This window comes from Actinomadura parmotrematis (assembly GCF_019458805.1).
Lineage (GTDB): Bacteria > Actinomycetota > Actinomycetes > Streptosporangiales > Streptosporangiaceae > Spirillospora > Spirillospora parmotrematis.
In genome coordinates this window covers 45,744-69,147 of record NZ_JAIBOA010000008.1, presented here as the reverse complement: position 1 = coordinate 69,147, position 23,404 = coordinate 45,744, and the positions used below count along the sequence as shown (strand labels likewise).

Below are 23,404 nucleotides of genomic sequence, written 5' to 3'. Positions count from 1 at the left end.
TCCGGCGTCGCCGGGCGCGGTCACACCTGGACGCCCACCCCCGTCCAGCCGGACCGCACGGCGTCCGCCTCGGCCGAGCCGTCGCCGAACAGCCCGGCCGCGACCGCGACCGTCGCCGCGGCGAACGCCGCGAAGTCGGCCGTGGCCGGCAGCCGCCCGCCGGTCAGTGTGTCGTACCACACCTTCCCGGCCTTCTCCCATGCATTCCCGCCGATACCGGCGGCGGTCAGGTAGAAGGCCCGGTTCGGGATGCCGGAGTTGATGTGGACGCCGCCGTTGTCGCGGTAGGTGTCCACGTAGTCGTCCATGTGGCCGGGCTGCGGGTCCTTGCCGAGCTGCGGGTCGTCGTAGGCGGTGCCGGGGGCCTTCATCGACCGCAGCGCGACGCCGTTCACCCCGGCGGCGAGCAGGCCCTCGCCGATCAGCCAGTCGGCCTGCTCGGCGGTCTGCCCGAGGTGCCACTGCTTGATCAGCGACCCGAAGACGTCCGACACCGACTCGTTCAGCGCGCCCGCCTGGCCGTAGTACTCCAGGCCGGCGGTGAACTGGGTGACGCCGTGGGTGAGCTCGTGGCCGGTGACGTCGAGCGGGCCGGTGAACTCGGTGAACAGGGTGCCGTCCCCGTCGCCGTAGACCATCTGCTCGCCGTTCCAGAACGCGTTGTCGTAGTCGCGCCCGTAGTGCACGGTCGAGATCATCGGCAGCCCGGCGCCGTCGATGGAGTTGCGGCGGTAGGCCGCCTCGTAGAAGTCGAAGGTGACGCCGAGCCAGTCGTAGGCCCGGTCGGCGACGGCGTCCCCGGTGGCGGCGCCGCCCTCGGCGCGGACGGTGTCGCCCGGCAGCTCCTCGTGGTTCTTCGCGTCCTTGATCGTGCGGTTCGGCGCGAAGTCCTCGACCGGCCCGGGCGTCGCGGGCGGCGCCACCCGGCGCTCGGTGGCGTGGACGCTGCTGAGGATCAGGGTGCGGCGGGCGATGTCCCGCAGGGCGGGGTCGTCGGCCCGCGCGATGTGCTCCAGGATGTGCGGCGGCACGATGGTGCATCTCATGGCATCACGTTGCCAGGTCCCGGTGACCCGGGCCACTGTTTCCGCGATCCCGCAGCGTCCGAAAACGGTCGCGGATCGTAAGGATCATGTCGCGGGCCGGGGCCGCCGCGGCACCGCCGCCGGTGCGCGACAATGGACGGGTGAGCCTCTACCGCGATGAAGGCGTCGTCCTGCGCACCCAGAAGCTGGGCGAGGCCGACCGCATCGTGACGATCCTGACCCGCCGCTCGGGGCGCATCCGCGCCGCGGCCAAGGGCGTGCGCAAGACCAAGTCGCGGTTCGGGGCGCGGCTGGAGCCCTTCACCCACGTCGACCTGCAGCTCTACGAGCGGCGCTCGCTGGACCTGATCACCCAGGCCGAGACGCTGCGCCCCTACGGGCAGACGCTCGCCGCCGACTACCCGCGCTACACCGCCGGCACGGCGATGCTGGAGACGGCCGAGAGGCTGACCAGCGAGGAGGGCGAGCCCGCGCTCCGCCAGTTCCTGCTGCTCGTCGGCGGCCTGCGCACGCTGGTCGAGCGGGAGCACGACCCGCGCCTCGTGCTGGACGCCTACCTGCTCCGCTCGCTGTCGGTGGCGGGCTGGGCGCCCGCGCTCGACGAGTGCTGCCGGTGCGGGGAGCGCGGCCGGCTGCGCGGCTTCCTGATCTCGGCGGGCGGCGCGGTCTGCGCGCGCTGCCGCCAGCCCGGCGCGGCGACGCCCGCCCCGCCCACCTTCGCGCTCATGCTGGCGCTGCTGCGCGGCGACTGGGAGTACGCCGACGAGAGCGAGGGCCGCCACCGGATAGAGTGCAGCGGCCTGGTCGCCGCCTACCTGCAGTGGCACCTGGAGCACGGCATCCGGTCCCTGCGCCACGTCGAGCGGGGGACCGGCGACACCACGGACAGGGAGCGCGTTTGAGAAGGGCCGTATCGCCGCCGTACCCCCACCCCCAGGGCGCGGCGCCCCCCGCCATCCCCGCCGACCTCGTGCCCCGGCACGTCGCGATCGTGATGGACGGCAACGGGCGCTGGGCCAAGGAGCGGGGCCTGCCCCGCACCGAGGGGCACAAGAGGGGCGAGGACTCGCTCTTCGACGTGATCATGGGGGCGATCGAGCTCGGCATCCCGACGCTGTCGGCCTACGCCTTCTCGACCGAGAACTGGAAGCGCTCGCCCGACGAGGTGCGCTTCCTCATGGGCTTCAACCGCGACGTCATCCGCCGCCGCCGCGACCAGCTCCACTCCATGGGCGTGCGGGTCCGCTGGGCGGGCCGGCGGCCGAAGCTCTGGCGCTCGGTCATCAAGGAGCTGGAGGACGCCGAGGAGATGACGCGCGGCAACGACGTCCTCACCCTGCAGTTCTGCGTCAACTACGGGGGCCGGGCCGAGATCGCCGACGCCGCGGCCGCGATCGCCCGCGACGTGCGCGACGGCCGGCTGAACCCCGACAAGATCACCGAGAAGGTGTTCGCGCGCTACCTGGACGAGCCCGGCCTGCCCGACGTCGACCTGTTCCTCCGCTCGTCCGGCGAGCAGCGCACCTCCAACTTCCTGCTCTGGCAGTCGGCCTACGCCGAGATGGTCTTCCTCGACACGCTCTGGCCCGACTTCGACCGCCGCCACCTCTGGCACGCCTGCGAGATCTACGCCGGCCGCGACCGCCGCTACGGCGGCGCCGTCCCCAACCCCGTGGAGCCCGCCCCCCTCGGATAGCGGCGTCCGCGGTGCAGGTCGAGGGGGCCGCGACTCTACATGACTATTCCTACTTGATTAGTTGCTTTGACGGCCGGGGTTGCATACCGTCGTCCCATGACGCACCAGGTGCTGGACCCCGTCACGCCCGTCACGCGCGCGGGGGCCGTCGAAGTCAGCCCCGTCGCCGGCCGCATCGGGGCCGAGGTCTGTTCCGTGCGCCTGTCGGGCGAGCTGGACGGGCGCACCGTCGCCGAGCTGCGGCGCGCCCTGCTGCGCCACAAGGTGCTGTTCTTCCGCGGCCAGTACCACCTGGACGCCGCCGGGCAGGCGGCGTTCGCGCGGCTGCTCGGCACGCCCGCCGCCGCGCTGCCCGCGCCCGACGGCGCCTGGCACGCCGACGCCTCCTACGCCGAGCGGCCCCCCGGCTTCGCCGTGCTGCGCGCGGTGGAGGTGCCCGCCTACGGCGGCGACACCGTGTGGGCCAACACCGTGGCCGCCTACGACGACCTGCCCGTCGAGCTGCGCGAGCTCGCCGACCGGCTGTGGGTGCTGCACTCCGACGAGCTGACGGCGGGCGGCGGCGACGCGGCCCGCGCCGAGCACCCGCTCGTGCGGGTGCACCCCGAGACGGGCGAGCGGGCGCTGCTGCTCGGCGGGTTCGCGCGCTCGGTCGTCGGCCTCAGCACCGAGGCCGACTCCGAGGCGCTGATCCGGCTGTTCCAGGAGCGCGTCACCCGGCTGGAGAACACCGTCCGCTGGCGCTGGGCGCCCGGCGACGTCGCGGTCTGGGACAACCGGGCCACCCAGCACCGGGTGGTGCACGACTTCCCGGCGGGCGCCCGGCGCCTGCACCTCACCGCCGTCGAGGGCGAGGCCCCGCTGGCGGTGGACGGGCGCCGCGGCGTCCCGCTGCCCTAGCGGCCCGGGAACACGCGGGAGGGGGCGGTCCCGGCCGGGACCGCCCCCTCGCGCGTGCGGGGCCGGGCTCAGACGAGCGCGGCGTCCAGCGTGATCTTCGTGCCGGCCAGGGCCTTGCTGACCGGGCAGTTCTCCTTGGCGCCCTGCGCCGCCTTCTCGAAGTCGGCCGCCGACAGGCCGGGCACGCTCGCCCGGACGGTCAGGTGGATGCCGGTGATGCCCTCGCCCGGCTGGAAGGTGACGTCGGCCCTGGTGTCGACGGTCTCCGGCGGCGTGCCGGCGCCGGCGAGGCCGTGCGAGAGCGCCATGGAGAAGCAGGTGGAGTGCGCCGCGGCGATGAGCTCCTCGGGGCTGGTGCGCCCGTCCGGCTCCTCGGCGCGCGACGCCCACGTGACGTCGTAGGTGCCGAGCTTGGAGGAGTCCAGCGAGACGGTGCCCTGGCCGCCCATGAGCGGCCCTTCCCAGTGCGCGTTAGCGGTACGTGTCGTAGCCATGGACCGATTGTCTCGCGTCCGGCGGGGGCCGGTGACGCCGGGTTCAGCGGGCGGCGCAGCCCGCGCAGGTGCCGAAGACCTCGACGGTGTGGGTGATGTCGCTGAAACCGTGGTCGGCGCCGACCTGCGCGGCCCAGTCCTCGACGGCGGGCCCGGCGACCTCGACGGTCCGGCCGCAGTCGCGGCAGACCAGGTGGTGGTGGTGCTCCTCGGTCCGGCAGGCGCGGTAGACCGCCTCGCCGGAGTCGGTGCGCAGGACGTCCACCTCGCCGGCGTCGCTGAGGGCGTCCAGCGCCCGGTAGACGGTGGTGAGGCCGATCTTGGAGCCGTCGGCGCGCAGGTCGGCGTAGATGTCCTGCGCGCTGCGGAAGCCCTGGCAGCCGGCCAGCGCCTGGCGCACCGCGTTACGGCGGGCCGTCGTCATCTCCCTGCCACCTCCGCCTCGGCCTCCCTGCTCGCCAGGACCGGCGCCGGCGCCGTCCGGCGGCGCCGCCGCACCGCGCCGCCGAGCACCGCGGCCCCGAACACCCCGAGCGCGAGCAGCACGATCGAGGGCCCCGGCGGCAGATCGTACTGGAACGAGCCGGCGAGCCCGGTCACCGCCGACAGTACACCGGCGAACATCGCGAGCAGCATCGTCGCGCGGAAGCCGCGGGCGAGCTGCTGCGCCGCCGCCACCGGCAGGATCATGAGGGCGCTGACCAGCAGCAGCCCGACGGCGCGCATGGCGATCACCACCGTGACGGCGGCGGTCGCGGCGACCAGCGCGCCGAGGAAGCGGACCGGCAGGCCGCTCGCCCGCGCCACCTCCTCGTCCTGCCCGAGCAGGAACAGCTCGCGGCCGAACACCGCCACGACGCCGAGCACGACGACGGCGAGCCCGGCGACGACGTAGAGGTCGGCCGCCCGCACGCTGGTGATCGACCCGAACAGGTAGGACTGCAGGCTCGCGCCGCCGCCCCGCGCGTTGGTGAGGATGACGCCGCCCGCGAGGCCGCCGTAGAACAGCAGGGCGAGCGCGACGTCGGCGCCGCTCCGGCTGCGCGCGCGCAGCACCTCGATGGCGACGGCGCCGAGGACGGCCACCGCGAGCGCGGCGAGCGTCGGGGAGGTGCCGGTGAGCAGGCCGAGGCCGATGCCGGTGAGCGCGATGTGGCCGATGCCGTCGCCGAGCAGCGACAGCCGCCGCTGCACGACGAAGGTGCCGATGGCGGGCGCGCTGAGGCCGACCAGCACCGCCATCGCGAGGGCGATGCGCATGAAGTCGTAGGACAGCATCTCGCTCATGCGCTCATCTCCGGGGTCTCCTCGCGCCGCACGCGGCCGTCGTCGAGGTGCACGGTGCGGGTGATCAGGGGGGCCAGCGGGCCGGTCTCGTGCAGGACGAGCAGCACCGTCCGCCCGCCGGCGGCGAGCGCGCCGACGGTGGCGGCGAGGGCGTGCTGCCGCTCGGCGTCGACGCCGGCGTTCGGCTCGTCCATGACGAGCGCCTCGGGCTCCCCGGCGAGCGCGCGGGCGATCATCACCCGCTGCTGCTGGCCGCCCGACAGCAGGTGCGCGGAGTCGCGGGCGCGGCCGGCGAGCCCGACGGCCTCCAGCGCGCGGTCCACCGCGGCGCGGTCGGCGGCCGACGCCGGCCGCCAGCGCGACCGGCGGGCGATCCGGCCGGACGCGACGACCTCGCGGACGGTGGCGGGCACGCCGCCGCCCGCCGGGAGCCGCTGCGGGACGTAGGCGAGGCGGTGCCAGTCGCGGAAGCGGGCGGGCGGCACCCCGTAGATCTCGGTGCGGCCGGCGGTCAGCGGCACCAGCCCGAGCAGCGCGCGGACGAGCGTGGACTTGCCCGCGCCGTTCGGGCCGAGCAGGGCGACGACGTCGCCGGCGCGGACGGTGAGGTCGACGCCGCGCAGCACCTCGCGGCCGTCGAGGGCGGCCCGGCCGCCGGTCATCGCGAACGGCGGGGCGGGCTCCGGGGTGTGCTCCGGGGGAGGGGCGTCGGTCACGGGCACTCCAGTGCGGTCCGCAGGGTGGACAGGTTCGCGCGCATCACCGACAGGTAGTCGCCGCCCGAGCCCTTGGCGATGCCCTCGACGGGGTCGAGGACGGCGGTGCGGACCCCGGCCTCGCGGGCCAGGGCGTCCGCGACCTTGGGGCTGGCGAGCGTCTCGGTGAACACGGTGGTGGCGCCGGACGCGCGGACCTGCCCGGTCAGCTCGGCGAGCCGCCTGGGGGACGGTTCGGCGGCCGGGTCGACGCCGGCGACCGGCACCTGGCGCAGCCCGTAGCGCTGGGCGAGGTAGCCGAACGCGGCGTGCGCGGTGACGATCGTCTTCTGCTTGCAGGCGCGCAGCCCGCCGGCGTAGGCGCCGTCGAGGGCGGTGAGGTCCTTGACGACGGCGGCGGCGCGGGCGCGGTAGTCGGCGGCGTGCGCGGCGTCGGCCTGCGCGAGGCGGTCGCCGAGGGCCTTCGCTACGGTCGCCATGCGGGCGGGGTCGAGCCAGAGGTGCGGGTCGTAGCCGGCCTCGGCGTGCCCGTGGCCGTGCTCCTCGTCCTCCTCCTCGCCGAGGTGCGTGGCGGGGAGGGTCGGGACGGTCGCGGCGGCGTCGAGGGCGCGGCCCTTCGCCTCCTTGGCGACGGCGTCGTCCACGGCGGGCTGCACGCCCTTGACGTAGACGACGAGGCGGGCCTTGCCGACCCGGCCCACCTGCTTGGCGGTGAGCTCCAGGTCGTGGGGCTCGGCGCCCGGCGCGGTGAGGGTGGTCACCTGCACGGCGCCGCCGCCGACACGCTCGCTCAGCCAGGCCATCGGGTAGAACGACGCGACCACCCGGGTGCGGCCGTCCCCGCTCGCGCCGGCGTCGCCGCAGGCGGTGAGGGCGGCCGCGCCGAGAGCGGCGGCGGACAGGAGCGCGAGGGTCCTGCGGGCGGCGGGCTTGCGAAGGGGAGGCACCCCTCAAGTATGGATGAATATGAAAATGATTGTCAAAACCACCCCAAGGCGTGCACCGCCGCGAGGCCGGCGAGCACGAGGAGGGCGGCCGCCCGCAGCGTCCGGGCGCGGGCGTCCAGGCCCGGCCAGTTCAGGTAGGTGAGCCAGCCGAGCAGGGCGAGCAGCACGGCCAGGGAGACGGCCCCCGCCGGGCCGGGGACGAGCAGCCCCGCGACGAGCAGCACCACGACGGCCGCGATGAGCAGGCCGCTCCGCCGGTGCAGCAGGACCAGGGGCACCGCGCTCCAGCGCTCCACCCGTGCCCGCAACGCGGGCGAATCGCGCTCTCTGTCCACCCGCCCAACCTAGCCCCGCGGTCCTGCCAGGATGGGGCGATGATCGCCATCACCCGGTACCGGGTGCCCCCGGAGCGGTCGGACGGCTTCGCCGCCGACATGACCACCGTCCTCGACGCCCTCGCGGGCAGCGCCGGCTACCGCGCCGGGCGGCTCGCGCGCACCGTCGACGACCCCGGCCTCTGGGCGCTCGTCACCGAGTGGGACGGCGCCGGGTTCTACCGGCGCGCCCTCGGCGCCTACGACGTGCGGCTGCTGTTCATCCCGCTCGCCGCCTTCGCCGTGGACGAGCCCGGCGCCTACGAGGTCGTCGTCGCCCGCTGAACGCGCTCCGTCAACCGCGGGCAACGGAAGCCCCGACCCCGGGCCAAGAAGCGAAAAAGGCCCGTTTGACACGCCGGAGCGTAGGTGATCACAGCCGCATCGTGATCGACTCGGGGGGTTTCCGATGCGGCGTGGCACGGCTCTGGCAGCACTACTCGCGGGGGCCGCATCGGTCGCCTCGCCCGTCGGGCCCGGGGTGCCCGCGGCGCGGTCGGCGCCCGGACCCGACGCCGCGGCGGACCCCTCCGCCGCACGGACCGTCGCCTACCGGGGCGTCCGCGTCCCCGTCCCGGCCGGCTGGCCGGTGTACCGGCTCGACGAGGACCCCGCCCGGTGCGTGCGCTTCGACGTCCACGCCGTCTACCTCGGCCGCCCGAGCGCGCAGCCGGACTGCCCCGCCCGCGCCGTCGGGCGCACCGAGGCGCTGCTCGTCGAGCCGCGCGACGACGACGCCGCGCGGCGGCGCGGGCCCGTCCGCGCCGACCGGCTCGCCCACCAGGAGGTCGCGGCGGCGGACGGACGCGAGGTCGCCGTCGCGGTGCCCGAGGCGGGCGTGACGATGACCGGCACCTACGGCGCCGACCCCGGCGCGCTGCGCTCCGTCGTCCAGGGCACCCGGCTGAGCGCGGACTGGGCGCCCGAACCGGGCCGGCGCCGGCGGGCCCGGGTCGCGCCGGTCGCGCCGCCCGAGCTCCCCGCGCTCCCGGCGGCGCAGCGCGTCTGGGCGACCGGCAAGGGCTTCGACACCTGCACCGCCCCGTCGCTGCGCGCCATGCGGGCCTGGCGCGGCACCTACGGTGTGGGCAACATCTACATCGGCGGCGCGGCCCGCGGTTGCGCGCAGCCGAACCTGACCGCGTCCTGGGTCAGGAGCGTCCGCGCGATGGGCTACCGGCTCATCCCGACCTATGTCGGCCTGCAGTCGCCCTGCACGCCCTACCGGGCGCACTTCGACGCGGCGAACGCGCCGGCGGAGGGCGCGAAGGCGGCCCGGGACGCGGTGGCCCGCGCCCGCGCCCTCGGCATCCCGCGCGGCAAGCCGATCTACTTCGACATGGAGGCGTACGACAGCGGGCGGGCGTCCTGCCGCAAGCCGGTGCTCGCCTTCCTCCAGGCGTGGTCCACCGAGCTGGTGCGGCGCCGCTACGTCCCGGGCGTCTACAGCAGCGTGGCCTCGGGCGTCCGCGACCTCGGCCGGGCGCGCGGCGTCGTCAAGCCGGACGCCATCTGGTTCGCGAGCTGGGACGGCGCGGCCACCTCCACCCACCGGATGGTCCGCGACGACTGGTGGCAGCCGCACCGCCGCATCAAGCAGTACCGGGGCGGCCACCGGGAGACCCACGGCGGCGTCACCCTGAATGTGGACTCCAACTACGTGGACGGCCGCGTCTACTGACCGCGCTCGCCGACCGGCGCGGCCCGCGGGAAACGGCGCGAGCGGCCCCGCCCCGGATGTGTAAGCTGGTCGTGGTCCCGGGGCGAGGCCGCGTGACGCCGACGGCGCCGCGGCCCCCGCGACCGGAATCCAGGGGATCACACGCGATGTCTCGCCTCCGCCCGCGGCACGGGCGGTGCGAGGGTGTACACACAATCCCGCCGACCGCCAGCCGGATGGAGAAGTCTTCATGGCACGCCGTTCCGACGTGTTGGACACGATCGTCAACCTCGCCAAGCGGCGGGGCCTGGTCTACCCGTCGAGCGAGATCTACGGTGGGCTGCGGGCCTCGTGGGACTACGGCCCCCTCGGCGTCGAGCTGAAGAACAACGTCAAGCGCCAGTGGTGGAAGTCCATGGTGCAGGGCCGCGACGACGTCGTCGGCCTCGACTCGTGCGTCATCCTGGCCCGCGAGGTGTGGGAGGCGAGCGGCCACGTCAACGCGTTCGTCGACCCGCTGACCGAGTGCCAGTCCTGCCACAAGCGCTTCCGCGCCGACCACCTCGAGGAGGGCTACGCGGAGAAGCACGGCCGCCCGCCGGCGAACGGCCTCGCCGACATCACCTGCCCCAACTGCGGGGTGAAGGGCGCCTTCACCGAGCCGAAGATGTTCAACGGCCTGCTGAAGACCTACCTCGGCCCCGTCGAGGACGCCTCGGGCCTGGCCTACCTGCGGCCCGAGACCGCGCAGGGCATCTTCATCAACTACCTGAACGTGCAGCAGTCCGCGCGCCGCAAGGTCCCGTTCGGCATCGGCCAGGTCGGCAAGTCGTTCCGCAACGAGATCACCCCGGGCAACTTCATCTTCCGGACCCGCGAGTTCGAGCAGATGGAGATGGAGTTCTTCGTCAAGCCCGGCACCGACGAGGACTGGCACCAGTACTGGATCGACGAGCGCTTCCGGTGGTACGTCGACCTCGGCATCGCCAAGGACAACCTGCGGCTGTACGAGCACCCGGCCGAGAAGCTGTCGCACTACTCCAAGCGGACCGTGGACGTGGAGTACCGCTTCGGCTTCGTCGGCAGCGAGTGGGGCGAGCTGGAGGGCGTCGCCAACCGCACCGACTACGACCTCTCCACGCACTCCAAGGCGTCCGGCACCGACCTGTCGTTCTTCGACCAGGAGTCCGGCGAGCGGTTCACGCCCTACGTCATCGAGCCGGCGGCGGGCGTGGACCGCTGCACGCTCACCTTCATGATGGACGCCTACACCGAGGACGAGGCGCCGAACGCCAAGGGCAAGCTGGAGAAGCGCGTCGTCATGCGCCTCGACCGGCGGCTCGCCCCGGTCAAGGTCGCGGTGCTGCCGCTGTCGCGCAACGCCGACCTGTCGCCGAAGGCCCGCGACCTCGCCGCCCGGCTCCGCCGCAACTGGAACGTCGACTTCGACGACGCCGGCGCGATCGGCCGCCGCTACCGCCGCCAGGACGAGATCGGCACGCCGTTCTGCGTGACGGTCGACTTCGACACCCTGGAGGACGGCGCGGTGACCGTCCGCGAGCGCGACACGATGAGCCAGGAGCGCATCGCGATCGACCAGGTCGAGGCGTTCCTCGCGGCGCAGCTCGTCGGCTGCTGACCGCCGCCCCGCCCGGAGCACGGGGACGGGCCGCCTCCCGCACGCGGGAGGCGGCCCGCCGCCGTCACGGGGGGCTCAGCTCGTGACGTACAGCTTCTGGTCGAAGACGCCGGATCCGGCCGTCGTCTCGCCCTGGAGCTGGTAGGTCGCGGTGACGGTGGCGGTGGACGGGCAGAGGAAGCTGCTGCCGCTCTGCTTGGACACCGTGGCGCCGTTCACCCCGACCTCGGCCTGCGCGACGGAGGTGTTCGGGCGGGCGGCGTTGTCGGGGTTGTAGCCGTTGGCGGTCAGGCTGCCGCCGTAGTAGCAGGTGATGCCGCCGAGGATGCTCGCGACGGCCTTCACCTTGAACCCGGCGATGGTGACGGCGGCGTCGCGCCCGCCGGTGTGGGCGCTGTCGTAGACGACCGAGCCGCCCGTCCACGGCAGGTTCTGGGTGGTGACGGCGATGGTGCCGCCGGTCCCCGGGCAGGCGGGGCCGGGGTTGTTGGTGATGGACGCCGCGGTGATGGAGAGCGCGGTGCCGTTGGACTGGATGGAGCCGGTCAGCGTGGACTGGTTGCACGAGCCGGTGCCGATCGACGTCGACACCGACGCGGTGCCGAGCAGCGAGGCGCGCACGCTGCCGCTGTAGGCGGCGGCGGTGGCCGTGCCCCTGCGGATGGTGGTGGTCGCCGCGTCCGCGGCGGGGGCGAGCACGGCGAGCGGGGCGAGGAGGGCGGTTCCTACGGCGATGGACTGCCTGATGTGTGCCACCGGATGCTCCTTTGTCCGGTTCGGGGTGGGCAGCGTGACCGTAAGTCGGCGCTGACCCCGGCGGCAATGGAGTGACGTGGATCACACGGTGGCCGGTTCGCGCCCCCGCCCGCGGGGTTGACGTGACAGGCGTGGGGGAGGCGCCGCGGCCCGTCGCGCGATGCGGCACGCGCGCGCGGGACGGGGCTTGCGGATCATTGTGCGTGCCCGCGCCCGCCCGGCGGGAACGGGGCGATCCTCAGCGGACGAGGGAACGCTCCAAGGACTTTTCGGGCGACACCATCAGGCAGACGACGGAGCGCTCACCGCCCGCCCAGTTCTCCTTCAGCGGGTACAGGTAGTACGGCTTCAGCCCGCGCGGCGCGCCGGCGGCGTGCGATGCCTCCGCCCACGGCCGCTCGCAGCGGTTCGCGCTCTCCTTCTTCACCGTCTTCGTGCCGGGCCAGGCGCCCCCGCCGAGCGTCTCGGCCGCCACGACCTGCGCGCGGTGCGGGCGGGAGCAGGGCACCGTCCGGTACAGCCCGGCGGCGTCCGCGCGGTCGCCGGCCAGGCAGTCGCCCGTCGCCAGCTCGGTCCACAGCCGGACGGCCGGGTCGACGCTCGCGGCGAGCGGGGCGTCCAGGCGGTCGCCGCCCGGGATCCACAGGATGCAGCGGGCGGCGCCGTCCCCGCCCCCGCCCTTCTCCGGGTCGGGGGCGAGGAAGACGTTCCGCAGGACGCCGGCGTAGCGGCTCTTCACCCGCAGCCTCCGGGTGGCGGCGTCGCAGAGCCGCCCCGCGGCCGCCGACGCCCGCGCGGCCGTCGGATGGTCGGCGGCGGGGACGGCGGGCGCGGCGACGAGCTCGGCGTTGTGCGGCCGGTCGCAGGGCAGCGCGGTCACCGTCCGGCCGCTCCGCTCGCCCCGGAAACCCGTCACGCAGTCCCCGACGCGGAGCCGGTCGACGGTGACGCGTCCCCGGCCGGTGAGCCGCCCGTCGGCGGCCCGCCCGGGAGCGCGCACCGTCCCGGTGCAGAGCCCGGCGAGCAGGGCCAGCGCGGCCACGCAGGCGAAGCCGGCGGCCACGCCGCCGACCGCGAGCCGCTTGCCGCGCCGCCCTTCGCGAGGAGCCGTCACGACCGGGGGTCCGGCGTCGCACGGCTCACGGGAGGAACGACCGGGTGCGGGGTGTGCCGGCGGCGGGGCCGGGGGGAGGGGTTTCCATGATCGGGAACAGTAACCGGGGACGCTGACGGCCGCGCGGATTTCTGTCAGGAACGCCCGTCGTGTCCCCTCCCGCGCGGGCGGGAGGGGACACGACGGGCGGCGCGGCGGTTCAGGCGAGCGGGGAGTCCATCGTCTCCTGCTCGGCGCGGATGACCTGCATCACCGCGTTGATCAGCGCCAGGTGGGTGAACGCCTGCGGGAAGTTGCCGAGGTGCCGCCCGGTGTGCGGGTCGATCTCCTCGGCGTACAGCTGCAGCGGGCTGGCGTACGACAGCAGCTTCTCGCAGAGGGTGCGCGCCCGCTCCAGCTCGCCGATCATCACCAGCGCGCTGACCAGCCAGAACGAGCAGATGGTGAAGGTGCCCTCCTCCGACTCGAAGCCGTCGTCGGTCTCGGTCGCCCGGTAGCGCAGCACCAGGTCGTCCTCCGACAGCTCGTCGGCGATGGCGAGGACGGTCTCGCGGACCCGCTTGTCGTCGGCGGGCAGGAACCCCAGCAGCGGGATGAGCAGCGCCGACGCGTCGAGCGCGGTCGCGCCGTAGTGCGCGGTGAACACCCCCCGGTCGTCCAGGGCGTTCTCCAGCACGTCGGCGTGCATCTCGTCGGCGGCGAGCTGCCAGCGGCGGGCCCGCTCGTCGTCGCCGCGGATGCGGGCGAGGCGCGCGCCGCGCTCGGCGGCGACCCAGCAGAACACCTTGGAGGAGGTGAAGTGCTGCGGCTCGCCGCGCACCTCCCACATGCCGCAGTCGGGGGCGCGCCAGTTCTCCACGGCGTCCTCGACCTGCTTCACCACGATCTTCCAGAGCCGGTCGTCGAGCCGGTCGCGCTTGCGCACGAACATGTAGATCGACCCGATGATCGCGCCCCACACGTCGTGCTGGGCCTGCATGTACGCCTCGTTGCCGATGCGCACCGGGCGGGCGTTGTCGTAGCCGCTGAGGTGGTCCAGCGTCGCCTCGGGCAGCTCCTCGCGGCCGTCCAGCCCGTACATGATCTGCAGCTTGCCCTCGGCGGCCTCGGCCACGTCGGTGATGAAGTAGAAGAAGTCGTTGGCCTCCCAGTCGTACCCGAGGGTGTAGAAGGCCCAGAGCGCCATCGTGGAGTCGCGGATCCAGGTGTAGCGGTAGTCCCAGTTGCGGTCACCGCCCGGCGCCTCGGGGAGGGACGTCGTCGCGGCCGCGGCGACCGCCCCGGTAGGGCCGTAGGTGAGGCCCTTCAGGGTGAGCGCGCTGCGCTGCAGGTGGCTGCGCCACGGGTGGTCGGGGAAGCGGCCGCGGTCCAGCCAGTGCTGCCAGTGGTGCACCGTCCACACCAGGCGCTCGTGCGCCTCCTCGTAGTCGCCGGGCGGCCGGTGCTCGCTCCACGACAGCGCGACGTAGCGGACGTCGCCCTGCTTCAGCAGCGTCCGGGACGTGGCGAGCGACCCCTCGAAGCCCACGTTCATGTCGGTGGTGAGCCGCAGGTTGATGCCGTTGCCGCGGGCGACGGCCTCGTGGTACCCGGCGCCGCAGTACTCCCAGCGCGCCGGCGTCTGCCCGTAGTCGAACACCGGCATGCAGTCCAGGCGGACCTGCGCCTGCCCGTTGACGCAGCGCACCATCCGCAGCAGGACGTGGTCGGCGTCGTAGTCGGTCGGCGCCCGCCGGTCGGTCTGCGACCGCTCGTTCTCGTGGTGCCAGGGGCCCATCAGCAGCGCGTCGGTCACCACCACCCAGCCGCCGTGCACCCACCAGGTGGTCTCCATCACCATCGTGCCGGGGATGTACCGCTGCGCGGCGGGCACCTCCACGCCCGCCGGGCCCAGCCGGAAGTACCCCGCGTCCCGGTCCAGGATCGAACCGAACACGCTGGGCGAGTCCATCTTGGGCAGGCACATCCACTCGATGTTCCCGCTCGGCGCGACCAGGGCGGTCGTCTCGCAGTCCGACAGGAACCCGAAATCGGCGATCGGTGCGAACGGATCCCCCGCCCGGCCACCGGCGACCTTGGGCCTCACAGCCTCACCTCCGTGCTCCATCATTCCCTCTCGATCGCAATGCGCAGGCCATGTGCCCTGGCTGTTTTCCCTACGGGGGCTGTCTGGAATGTGGCTATTGGAATAGACCACTACGCGGCCGCTGACCTGCGCGAACGCGGCAGAGGTGAACGGGCGGCGAGCGGCGGGGGACAACACGGGTACAGTCCCCGCAAACAGGGCAAAGGACCGTCACCGCCTGCGGGAACGCGACGACGCGCGCCCCGGGCGGGCCGGACCCCGGTCCTGTCGTTGGGTGGAACCGGAGCGAGAAGGAGCTCCCCGTGCCGAAGTTCGTGTACGACTTCACTGAGGGAAACAAAGACCTCAAGGATCTGCTGGGTGGCAAGGGCGCCAACCTCGCCGAGATGACCAACCTCGGTCTGCCCGTGCCTCCCGGGTTCACGATCACCACGGAGGCTTGCCGCCACTACCTCGCCCACGGAAGCCTGCCCGACGGGCTCCAGGACGAGGTGGACGCGCACCTGGCCGCCCTGCAGGAGGAGATGGGCAAGCGGCTCGGGCAGGCCGACGACCCGCTGCTGGTCAGCGTCCGCTCGGGCGCCAAGTTCAGCATGCCGGGCATGATGGAGACGGTCCTCAACATCGGGCTGAACGACGAGTCCGTCGAGGGCCTCGCCGCGCAGGCGGGCGACGAGCGGTTCGCCTGGGACTCCTACCGGCGGCTCATCCAGATGTTCGGCAAGACCGTGCTGGACATCGAGGGCGACCTGTTCGAGGACGCCATCGAGGCCGCCAAGGACGCCAGGGGCACCAAGGACGACGCCGGGCTCGACGCCGCCGACCTGCGCGGCCTCGTCGCCACCTTCAAGGGCATCGTCCGCGAGCACGCCGGCCGGGAGTTCCCGGCCGACCCGCGCGAGCAGATGGACCTGGCGATCAAGGCGGTGTTCGACTCCTGGAACGCCGACCGCGCCATCCTCTACCGGCGCCAGGAGCGCATCCCGGTGGACCTCGGCACGGCGGTCAACGTCTGCTCGATGGTGTTCGGCAACCTCGGCGAGGACTCGGGCACCGGCGTCGCGTTCACCCGCGACCCCGCCTCGGGGCACCAGGGCGTCTACGGCGACTACCTGCAGAACGCCCAGGGCGAGGACGTCGTCGCCGGCATCCGCAACACCGTGCCGCTGCCCGACCTGGAACGCATCGACAAGACCAGCTACGACCAGCTGATGGAGTTCATGGCGCGGCTGGAGAACCACTACCGCGACATGTGCGACATCGAGTTCACGATCGAGCGCGGCAAGCTCTGGATGCTGCAGACGCGCGTGGGCAAGCGGACCGCCGCCGCGGCGTTCCGCATCGCCTGCCAGCTCCTCGACCAGGACCTGATCGACGCCGACGAGGCCGCGCGCCGCGTCACCGGCGACCAGCTCGCCCAGCTGATGTTCCCGCGCTTCGACACCGCCGAGATCGAGGACGTGACGCTGCTCACCAAGGGCATGAACGCCTCGCCCGGCGCCGCCGTCGGCAAGGTCGTGTTCACCTCCGAGCGCGCCAAGGAGCTCGCCGAGCAGGGCGAGGACGTCATCCTGGTCCGCCGCGAGACCAACCCCGACGACCTCGCCGGCATGGTCGCCGCGCAGGGCGTCCTCACCTCGCGCGGCGGCAAGACCTCGCACGCCGCCGTCGTCGCCCGCGGCATGGGCAAGACCTGCGTGTGCGGCGCCGAGGAGCTGGAGGTCGACGTCAAGGCCGGCCGGTTCACCGCGCCCGGCGGCGTGGTGGTGGGCGAGGGCGACGTCATCTCCATCGACGGCTCCAGCGGCGAGGTCTACCTCGGCGAGGTGCCCGTCATGGACTCGCCCGTCGTGCAGTACTTCGAGGGCGAGCTCGACCCCGCGGGCGGCGACGAGCTGGTGCAGGCGGTGCACCGCGTCATGGCGCACGCCGACGGGGCGGCCGCGCTGAAGGTCCGCGCCAACGCCGACAACCCCGACGACGCCGCGCGCGCCCGCCGGTTCGGCGCGCAGGGCATCGGGCTCTGCCGGACCGAGCACATGTTCCTCGGCGACCGCCGGCAGCTGGTGGAGAAGCTCATCCTCGCCGAGACCGCCGAGGAGCGGCAGGACGCCCTGGACGCCCTGGAGCCCTTGCAGCGCGAGGACTTCACCGGCATCTTCGCGGCCATGGACGGGCTGCCGGTCACCATCCGGCTGATCGACCCCCCGCTGCACGAGTTCCTCCCCGACCTCACCGACCTGTCGGTCAAGGTCGCCCTCGCCGGCGCCGACGCGAGCGACCAGGACCGCCGGCTCCTGGAGGCCGTCCGCCGTCTGCACGAGCAGAACCCTATGCTCGGACTGCGCGGCGTGCGGCTCGGTTTGGTGATTCCTGGCCTGTTCTCGATGCAGGTGCGGGCGATCGCCGAGGCGGCCGCGGACCGGCGCCGGGCGGGCGGTGACCCGCGCCCCGAGATCATGATCCCGCTCGTCGGCGCGGTGCAGGAGCTGGAGGCCGTCCGCGAGGAGGCCGAGGGCGTGCTGGCGGAGGTCGCGGCCGAGACCGGCGTGGACGTCCCGGCGCTGATCGGCACCATGATCGAGCTGCCGCGGGCGGCGCTCACCGCCGGGCAGATCGCCGAGGCCGCGGAGTTCTTCTCCTTCGGCACCAACGACCTCACCCAGACGACGTGGGGCTTCTCCCGCGACGACGTCGAGGCGGCGTTCTTCTCCCGCTACCTGGAGCTCGGCGTGTTCGGCGTCTCGCCGTTCGAGACGCTCGACCGCGACGGCGTCGGCCGCCTCGTGCGGATCGCCGCCGAGGAGGGCCGCCGCACCCGCCCGGGGATCAAGCTCGGCATCTGCGGCGAGCACGGCGGCGACCCCGACTCGGTGCACTTCTGCCACGAGGTCGGCCTGGACTACGTGTCCTGCTCGCCGTTCCGCGTGCCGGTCGCCCGGCTGGAGGCGGGCCGCGCGGCCATCGACGCGGCCGCTGCCGCGGCCCGCGGCTAGAACGCGGCCGTCCGGTCCTGTCCGGCGGGGGTTCCCGCTGGACAGGACCGGATACATCACATCGAAACGGTCACGAACGGAGCGAACTCCGGGCGCCCCCGCGGGCATCCAACTAACGTGGTCAGAGCGATGACGTTGGAGATCGAGGAGTCCGGCGGCGAGCCGGACGGGCCGCACGGCGGCGACGGCGGCGAGGGCGCCCGGCGCGGGCGCCGGGGCCGCAAGGGGCGCAAGCCGCGCAGCCGGGCGTTCGTGATCACCATGGGGGTGATCGCCACGGTCGTCGGCGTGCTGGTGCTGGTGCCGCTCGCCGTCGGGTTCCGAGTCTGGTGGCAGGCCCGCCAGGACGAGCGGCCCCGCTCGGACGCGATCATCGTGCTCGGCGCCGCGCAGTACAACGGCGTCCCCTCGCCCATCCTGAAGTGGCGCCTGCAGCACGCCCTGGACCTGTACCGCGACGGGGTGGCGCCGCGCATCGTCACCGTCGGCGGCAAGGCGCCCGGCGACAACTTCACCGAGGCCGACTCGGGCCGCCGGTGGCTGATCACCAAGGGCGGGCTGCCCGCCGACCGGGTGGTGGCGGTCCCGTCCGGCCGCGACACCCTGCAGAGCTTCGAGGCCGTCGGCAAGGTCTACAAGCAGCGCGGCTGGCGCTCGGGCGTCATCGTCACCGACCCCTGGCACGGGCTGCGGTCCAAGCGGATGGCCGAGGACAACGGCATCGAGGCGGCGTCGTCGCCGACCCGCAGCGGGCCGAGCGTGATGACGCGCGACACCCAGTTCCACTACATCGTCCGCGAGACCGGCGGCTACCTGTCCTACGTCCTGCTCGGCAAGAGCGTGAAGGTGCCGGGCGAGACGAGCAGGACGATCCCCGACCCCGCGTCCACGGCGTCGCCCTCGGCGGCCTCCCCGGCCGCGACGCCGCGGCCCTGACGCCGCATACGCTGGACGCCTGATGAGCCCCTACACCGACCGCGACCGCGCCCGCATCGCCCCCGAGGCGCCGAAGCGCCGCGACCGGACCGCCTTCGAGCGCGACCGCGCCCGGGTGCTGCACTCGGCCGCGCTCCGCCGCCTCGCCGCCAAGACCCAGGTGGCCTCGCCCGGCAGCGAGCCCGCCGACAACGTGCAGAGCCTGCGCACCCGCCTCACCCACTCGCTGGAGTGCGCGCAGGTCGGCCGCGAGCTCGGCCGGTCCTTCGGCTGCGACCCCGACCTCGTCGAGACGGCCTGCCTGTCGCACGACATCGGCCACCCGCCGTTCGGGCACAACGGCGAGGCCGCCCTCGACGAGGTCGCCCGCGGCTGCGGCGGCTTCGAGGGCAACGCCCAGAGCCTGCGGGTGCTGACCCGGCTGGAGCCGAAGTCGTTCGCGCCGGACGGCCCGCCGATGCACGGCCGCAGCGTCGGCCTCAACCTCACCCGCGCCGCCCTGGACGCGGCGATGAAGTACCCCTGGTCGCAGGAGGAGGCGGTCAACGGCAAGTTCGGCGTCTACACAGACGACGCCGCCTACGCCGCCTGGATCCGCGAGGGCGTCCCCGCGGGCGCCACCTGCTTCGAGGCGCAGGTCATGGACTGGAGCGACGACGTCGCCTACTCGGTGCACGACCTGGAGGACGCGCTCGTCGCCGGGCACGTCGACTTCGCCCGCCTCGCCGACCCCGCCGAGCGCCGCCTCGTCGCCGAGACCGCCGTCAAGCTGTACTGCCCCGACGCGGGTACCGCCGAGCTGGACGAGCGGTTCACCGCGCTGCTCGCCGAGCCGTACTGGCCCGACCGCTACGACGGCACGCAGCGGGCGCTCGCCGCGCTGAAGAACCTGACGAGCTCGCTCATCGGCCGGTTCTGCCTGGCCGCCGAGGACGCCACCCGCGCCGTCCACGGCACCGCGCCCCTCACCCGCTACGCCGCCGAGCTGGTCGTCCCGCGCGCGCAGCGCCTGGAGTGCGCGCTGCTGAAGGGCATCACCGCGCACTACGTGTGGATCAGCCACGAGGAGATCCGGGCCCGCCAGCGCGAGCTGATCACCGAGCTGGCGGCGCTGCTGCTCGCCGGGGCGCCCGCGACGCTCGACCCGGCGTTCCGCGCCGCGTTCGAGGCCGCCGGCGACGACGCCGCCCGGCTCCGCGCGGTCGTCGACCAGCTCGCCTCGCTGACCGACACCTCGGCGATCGCCCGGCACCGCGTGCTGGCCGCGAAGTAGATCATTCCGGGCGTTCCGCCCTAGAGTCTCCTGGTGAGCGAGACGACGGCGGCGCCCGGGACGGCGCCCGCGCTGCGCCGGGCGCGGCGCGCGGCGACGGTGGCGTTCCTGGCGCACGGCCTGATCGCCGCCGCCTGGGTGGCGCGCATCCCGCAGATCAAGGGCCACCTCGGCCTGTCGGACGGCGTCCTCGGCCTCGCCCTGCTCGGCGCCCCCGCCGGGGTCGTCGCCGCGACCCGCGCGGCCGGCCCGGCGATCGCCCGCTGGAGCAGCCGGACGGTGACGCTGGCGGCGGGCGCCGCCGGGGCCGCCGCGGTCGTCGCCATCGGCCTGTCCTGGAACCTGCCGTCGCTGGTCGCGGCGCTGCTGGCGCTGGGCGCCTCCCTCGGCATGATGGACGTCGGCATGAACGCCCAGGGCGTCGCGGTCGAGCGCCGCTACGGGCGGCCGCTGATGTCGGGCCTGCACGGCGCCTACAGCGTCGGCACGCTCGCGGTGGCCCTGGCCGGCGCGGGCGCCGCGCACGCGCACGTCCCGGTGGCGGCGCACCTGGCGGTGCTGGCCGCCGCGGTCCTCGCCGTCCTCGCCATCGGCTGCCGGGGCCTGCTGGACGCCTCCGCCGACGTCCACGAGGAGCCGGACGCGGACGCCGCCCCCGCCGCAGGGAGGGCCGGCCGGTGGGCGCTCGCGATGCTCGGCGTCATCGGGCTCTGCTCGTTCGTGGGGGAGGGGGCGATGGCCGACTGGAGCGCGGTCTACCTGAAGGAGGACCTCGGCACCGGTCCGGGTCTCGCCGGGCTCGGCTACGCGGGCTGCGCCGTCGCGATGGCGGCGGGCCGCCTCGCGGGCGACGCGGTCGTCGCCCGCTTCGGGCCCGTCCCGGTGCTGCGGGCGGGCTCGCTGGTCGCGGCGACGGGCCTCGGCGCGGGCCTGCTGCTCGCCCACCCGGCGGCCGCCGTGACCGGTTTCACCCTCTTCGGGCTGGGGGTGGCGGTGGTGGCGCCGGTCACCTTCAGCGCGGCGGGCAACCTGCCGGGCGTCCCGGCGGCGACCGGCATCGCGCGCGTCACCTCGCTCGGCTACCTCGGCCTGCTGGGCGGCCCTCCGGTCATCGGGCTCCTCGCCGAGGGCGCCGGGCTGCCGTGGGCGCTCGCCGTCCCGGCGGTGCTCGCGGCCATGATCGTCGTGCTCGGCGGCGCGGCCGGCCGCGCCGGCCGCTGATCGTTTTCTTGCCGATCGCCTCCCGGACATATGTCCGACTCGGGTAAGGTCTCGACAAGTGAGCACCTTGCAGCGGTCAAGACCGGTCGAAACGGTCAGGGCTGCGCGGGATTACCGCCCTTTCGTCCGCGAGCTCCTCAGCTTCGGCGTCGTGGGCTGCCTCGGCACCGTCATCACCATCGGCGGCGCCAACGTGCTGCGGCACCTGCTCGGCGGCAGCCCGCTGATGAGCGTCGTCATCCCGACGGTCGCCTCCACCCTGACGTCCTACCTGCTCAACCGGTACTGGACCTTCCGGGACGAGGAGTCGGCGGCCTCCGGCCGGGAGTTCCTGATCTTCTTCGGGCTGAACGGCATCGGGATGCTGATCCAGGTGCTCTGCACCGGGTTCACCTACTACACCCTCGGCCTGCACGGCGGGATCTCCTACAACATGGGCCTGCTCGGCGGCCTGGCGCTCGGCTCGGCCTTCCGCTACTGGTCCTACAAGAAGTGGGTCTTCTCCCCGGCGACCGCCTAGCGGCCGGTCAGCCGGCCGGCTTCTCCCCGACGCCCGCCAGCAGGCGCACGGCGCCCGGCGTCGCCGGCGGGGCCTCGATGCCGGGCCACTCGCGGACGTCGACCAGCCCCGGCGGCAGCAGCGGGAACCCCTCGTAGAACCGCTCGATGCGCGCCCGCGAGCGCAGCCCGCCCGTGCCGGTGCCCGCGCCCCGGTAGGCGTCGGTCAGCGCGGAGACGTCCGCGTCGAGGTCCGGGCCGGAGGCGACGGTGAGGATGAGGCGGCTGCCGGGCGCCATGCGGGCGGTGAACGCGCCGATGATCCCGTCGGGGTCCTCGTCCTCGCCGATGAAGTGCAGCACCGACACGAGCAGCAGCGCGACCGGCCGGTCCCAGTCGATGAGCCGGGCGACCTGCGCGTCCTCCAGCACCGTCGCCGGCGTCCGGATGTCGGCGTGGACGACGGCGGTGGCGTCGTCGGGCAGCAGCGCGCGGGCGTGCGCGCAGGCGATCGGGTCGACGTCCACGTAGACGACCTTGGTGGCGGGCCGGATCGGCCGCGCCGCCTCGTGCACGTGGCCCTGCGTCGGCAGGCCCGCGCCGAGGTCGACGTACTGGTCGATGCCGGCCCGCGCCGCGTCGCGCACGGCGGCGCCGAGGAACGCGCGGTTGGCGCGGGCGACCTCCCGGACCTCCGGGAACCCCTGCGCGACCTGCTCGCCGCGGATCCGGTCGATCTCGAAGTTGTCCTTGCCGCCGAGGTAGAAGTCGTACATCCGCGCCGCCGACGGCACCGTCGGATCGATCCCCGCGGGCACTCGATCACCTGACATGCCCGACATGCTAGGCCGTCCCGCCAGCCCCCGGCAGTGCTTCGGGCGGGTCCGTCAGCGGCCGGCGGGGACGAGGTCCTCCGTCTGGGCGAGGGCCTCGCCGAGGACGGGGGCGAGGTCCTGGCCGGCGAGCTGGGAGAAGATCACGTGGTCGACGCCCTTCCCGGCGAGGGCGCCGATCGCGTCGACGGCGCGGTCCGCGGTGGCCTCGCCGGGCAGGTTGGTCAGCGCGGTCTTCTCGATCGCGGCGTAGTCGCGGCCGGCGTTCTCGCAGTGCTCGCGCAGGACGTCGAGCTTGCGGGGCAGCTCGGGCGAGTCGAAGAGGTTGCAGGCGTCGGCGTGCTCGGCGACGAGGCGGAGCGTCTTCTTCTCGCCCGACCCGCCGATGAGGATCGGCGGGTGCGGCCGGGTGAGGGCGGGCGGGGAGTTCAGCGGCCGCTCCAGGTGGTGGTGGGCGCCCTCGAACGGCGTCTCGTCGCCCTCCCACATGCGGTGGGCGATGCGCAGCGTCTCCTCCAGCAGCTCGAAGCGCTCGGCGACCGGCGGGAACGCGACGCCGAGGCCGCGCGACTCCTCCTCGTTCCAGGCGGCGCCGATGCCGAGCCAGGCGCGGCCCCCCGACAGGACGTCCAGGGTGGTGACGGTCTTCACCAGGATCCCCGGGTGCCGGTAGGTGACGCCGGTGACCAGCGTGCCGAGCGTGATCCGCTCGGTGAGCGCGGCGGCGTAGGCGAGCGCGCTGTAGCCCTCCAGCATCGGGTCGTCGGCGGGGCCGACCATCTCGATCTGGAAGAAGTGGTCCATCACCCACAGCGAGTGCAGGCCGGCCTGGTCGGCCTCGCGCGCGATGCGGGCGAAGGACGGCCCGATGCGCTCGGGCCCGCCGTCGAAGGTGAAACTCGGCACCTGCAGTCCGATGCGCATGGCGGACG

Annotated in this window: 23 protein-coding genes; 11 read left to right on the top strand and 12 right to left on the bottom strand. The window is 74.1% G+C overall.

Going from position 1 to position 23,404, the window contains the following annotated elements:
* Positions 1–20: 20 nt before the first annotated feature.
* On the bottom strand, positions 21–1,046 hold the full coding sequence (locus K1Y72_RS14135) for a M4 family metallopeptidase (RefSeq protein ID WP_220166756.1): 1,026 nt from the start codon (positions 1,044–1,046) through the stop codon (positions 21–23).
* A 140-nt stretch (positions 1,047–1,186) separates the two neighbouring features.
* Here K1Y72_RS14135 and recO point away from each other — a divergent pair, with 140 nt between their 5' ends.
* The 3 genes from recO to K1Y72_RS14120 all read left to right on the top strand — a co-directional run bounded on the left by recO (position 1,187) and on the right by K1Y72_RS14120 (position 3,642).
* Positions 1,187–1,948, top strand: a complete 762-nt coding sequence (recO, locus tag K1Y72_RS14130) for a DNA repair protein RecO (protein WP_220166755.1) — start codon at positions 1,187–1,189, stop codon at positions 1,946–1,948.
* The gene (locus K1Y72_RS14125; protein ID WP_220166754.1) at positions 1,945–2,742 is read left to right on the top strand and encodes an isoprenyl transferase; all 798 of its coding nucleotides are present in this window, start codon (positions 1,945–1,947) and stop codon (positions 2,740–2,742) included. Before recO ends, K1Y72_RS14125 begins: the two co-directional genes overlap by 4 nt.
* 96 nt (positions 2,743–2,838) lie before the next feature.
* The gene (locus tag K1Y72_RS14120) at positions 2,839–3,642 is read left to right on the top strand and encodes a TauD/TfdA dioxygenase family protein (RefSeq protein ID WP_220166753.1); all 804 of its coding nucleotides are present in this window, start codon (positions 2,839–2,841) and stop codon (positions 3,640–3,642) included.
* A gap of 68 nt (positions 3,643–3,710) precedes the next feature.
* Here K1Y72_RS14120 and K1Y72_RS14115 read toward each other — a convergent pair whose 3' ends face one another.
* The 6 genes from K1Y72_RS14115 to K1Y72_RS14090 are packed head-to-tail and all read right to left on the bottom strand — an operon-like array spanning position 3,711 to position 7,421.
* The gene (locus K1Y72_RS14115; protein WP_220166752.1) at positions 3,711–4,136 is read right to left on the bottom strand and encodes an OsmC family protein; all 426 of its coding nucleotides are present in this window, start codon (positions 4,134–4,136) and stop codon (positions 3,711–3,713) included.
* Positions 4,137–4,179: 43 nt separating this feature from the next.
* Complete coding sequence (locus tag K1Y72_RS14110; RefSeq protein ID WP_220166751.1) at positions 4,180–4,560, bottom strand: Fur family transcriptional regulator; 381 nt, start codon at positions 4,558–4,560, stop codon at positions 4,180–4,182.
* A complete protein-coding gene (locus tag K1Y72_RS14105) occupies positions 4,557–5,423 on the bottom strand; it encodes a metal ABC transporter permease (protein ID WP_220166750.1) in 867 nt (288 codons plus the stop codon). The genes K1Y72_RS14110 and K1Y72_RS14105 overlap by 4 nt, the downstream gene beginning before the upstream one ends.
* Positions 5,420–6,085 (bottom strand): metal ABC transporter ATP-binding protein, encoded by a 666-nt coding sequence (locus tag K1Y72_RS14100; protein ID WP_220166963.1) that lies wholly within the window; start codon positions 6,083–6,085, stop codon positions 5,420–5,422. Before K1Y72_RS14100 ends, K1Y72_RS14105 begins: the two co-directional genes overlap by 4 nt.
* A gap of 50 nt (positions 6,086–6,135) precedes the next feature.
* On the bottom strand, positions 6,136–7,086 hold the full coding sequence (locus tag K1Y72_RS14095; RefSeq protein WP_220166749.1) for a metal ABC transporter solute-binding protein, Zn/Mn family: 951 nt from the start codon (positions 7,084–7,086) through the stop codon (positions 6,136–6,138).
* A gap of 32 nt (positions 7,087–7,118) precedes the next feature.
* Positions 7,119–7,421, bottom strand: coding sequence for a DUF6703 family protein (locus tag K1Y72_RS14090; RefSeq protein WP_220166748.1), 303 nt, complete (start codon positions 7,419–7,421; stop codon positions 7,119–7,121).
* Between the two features lie 39 nt (positions 7,422–7,460).
* On the opposite strand from K1Y72_RS14090, the gene K1Y72_RS14085 reads away from it, so the two are divergent.
* From K1Y72_RS14085 to K1Y72_RS14075, 3 genes are all read left to right on the top strand, one after another.
* Entirely contained in the window at positions 7,461–7,745 is a 285-nt protein-coding gene (locus K1Y72_RS14085; RefSeq protein WP_220166747.1) for an antibiotic biosynthesis monooxygenase family protein, read from the top strand.
* Between the two features lie 196 nt (positions 7,746–7,941).
* Positions 7,942–9,141 (top strand): DUF1906 domain-containing protein, encoded by a 1,200-nt coding sequence (locus tag K1Y72_RS37135; RefSeq protein ID WP_220166746.1) that lies wholly within the window; start codon positions 7,942–7,944, stop codon positions 9,139–9,141.
* A gap of 229 nt (positions 9,142–9,370) precedes the next feature.
* Positions 9,371–10,759: a glycine--tRNA ligase gene (locus tag K1Y72_RS14075; RefSeq protein WP_220166745.1), complete on the top strand. Its 1,389-nt coding sequence runs from the start codon at positions 9,371–9,373 to the stop codon at positions 10,757–10,759.
* A 75-nt stretch (positions 10,760–10,834) separates the two neighbouring features.
* Here the strand turns inward: K1Y72_RS14075 and K1Y72_RS14070 are convergent, their stop codons facing one another.
* From K1Y72_RS14070 to K1Y72_RS14060, 3 genes are all read right to left on the bottom strand, one after another.
* Positions 10,835–11,515 (bottom strand): hypothetical protein, encoded by a 681-nt coding sequence (locus K1Y72_RS14070; protein WP_220166744.1) that lies wholly within the window; start codon positions 11,513–11,515, stop codon positions 10,835–10,837.
* A gap of 238 nt (positions 11,516–11,753) precedes the next feature.
* Positions 11,754–12,629 (bottom strand): septum formation family protein, encoded by an 876-nt coding sequence (locus tag K1Y72_RS14065; protein ID WP_220166743.1) that lies wholly within the window; start codon positions 12,627–12,629, stop codon positions 11,754–11,756.
* Positions 12,630–12,828: 199 nt separating this feature from the next.
* Positions 12,829–14,715 carry a glycoside hydrolase family 15 protein gene (locus K1Y72_RS14060; protein ID WP_308287064.1) on the bottom strand — a complete coding sequence of 629 codons (1,887 nt, stop codon included), beginning with the start codon at positions 14,713–14,715 and terminating at the stop codon, positions 12,829–12,831.
* 302 nt (positions 14,716–15,017) lie between these two features.
* Here K1Y72_RS14060 and ppdK point away from each other — a divergent pair, with 302 nt between their 5' ends.
* The 5 genes from ppdK to K1Y72_RS14035 all read left to right on the top strand — a co-directional run bounded on the left by ppdK (position 15,018) and on the right by K1Y72_RS14035 (position 21,661).
* Positions 15,018–17,711 (top strand): pyruvate, phosphate dikinase, encoded by a 2,694-nt coding sequence (gene ppdK, locus K1Y72_RS14055; RefSeq protein ID WP_220166742.1) that lies wholly within the window; start codon positions 15,018–15,020, stop codon positions 17,709–17,711.
* Between the two features lie 129 nt (positions 17,712–17,840).
* Positions 17,841–18,647: a YdcF family protein gene (locus K1Y72_RS14050; protein WP_220166741.1), complete on the top strand. Its 807-nt coding sequence runs from the start codon at positions 17,841–17,843 to the stop codon at positions 18,645–18,647.
* Positions 18,648–18,669: 22 nt separating this feature from the next.
* Positions 18,670–19,920 (top strand): deoxyguanosinetriphosphate triphosphohydrolase, encoded by a 1,251-nt coding sequence (locus tag K1Y72_RS14045; protein WP_220166740.1) that lies wholly within the window; start codon positions 18,670–18,672, stop codon positions 19,918–19,920.
* 33 nt (positions 19,921–19,953) lie between these two features.
* Positions 19,954–21,141, top strand: coding sequence for an MFS transporter (locus tag K1Y72_RS14040; RefSeq protein WP_308287063.1), 1,188 nt, complete (start codon positions 19,954–19,956; stop codon positions 21,139–21,141).
* 58 nt (positions 21,142–21,199) lie between these two features.
* Positions 21,200–21,661 (top strand): GtrA family protein, encoded by a 462-nt coding sequence (locus K1Y72_RS14035; RefSeq protein WP_220166739.1) that lies wholly within the window; start codon positions 21,200–21,202, stop codon positions 21,659–21,661.
* Between the two features lie 7 nt (positions 21,662–21,668).
* On the opposite strand, the gene K1Y72_RS14030 is transcribed toward K1Y72_RS14035, so the two are convergent.
* Both K1Y72_RS14030 and K1Y72_RS14025 read right to left on the bottom strand, forming a co-directional pair.
* A complete protein-coding gene (locus tag K1Y72_RS14030; protein WP_220166738.1) occupies positions 21,669–22,472 on the bottom strand; it encodes an SAM-dependent methyltransferase in 804 nt (267 codons plus the stop codon).
* A gap of 54 nt (positions 22,473–22,526) precedes the next feature.
* Positions 22,527–23,396 (bottom strand): LLM class F420-dependent oxidoreductase, encoded by an 870-nt coding sequence (locus tag K1Y72_RS14025; RefSeq protein ID WP_220166737.1) that lies wholly within the window; start codon positions 23,394–23,396, stop codon positions 22,527–22,529.
* Between the last annotated feature and the right edge of the window lie 8 nt (positions 23,397–23,404).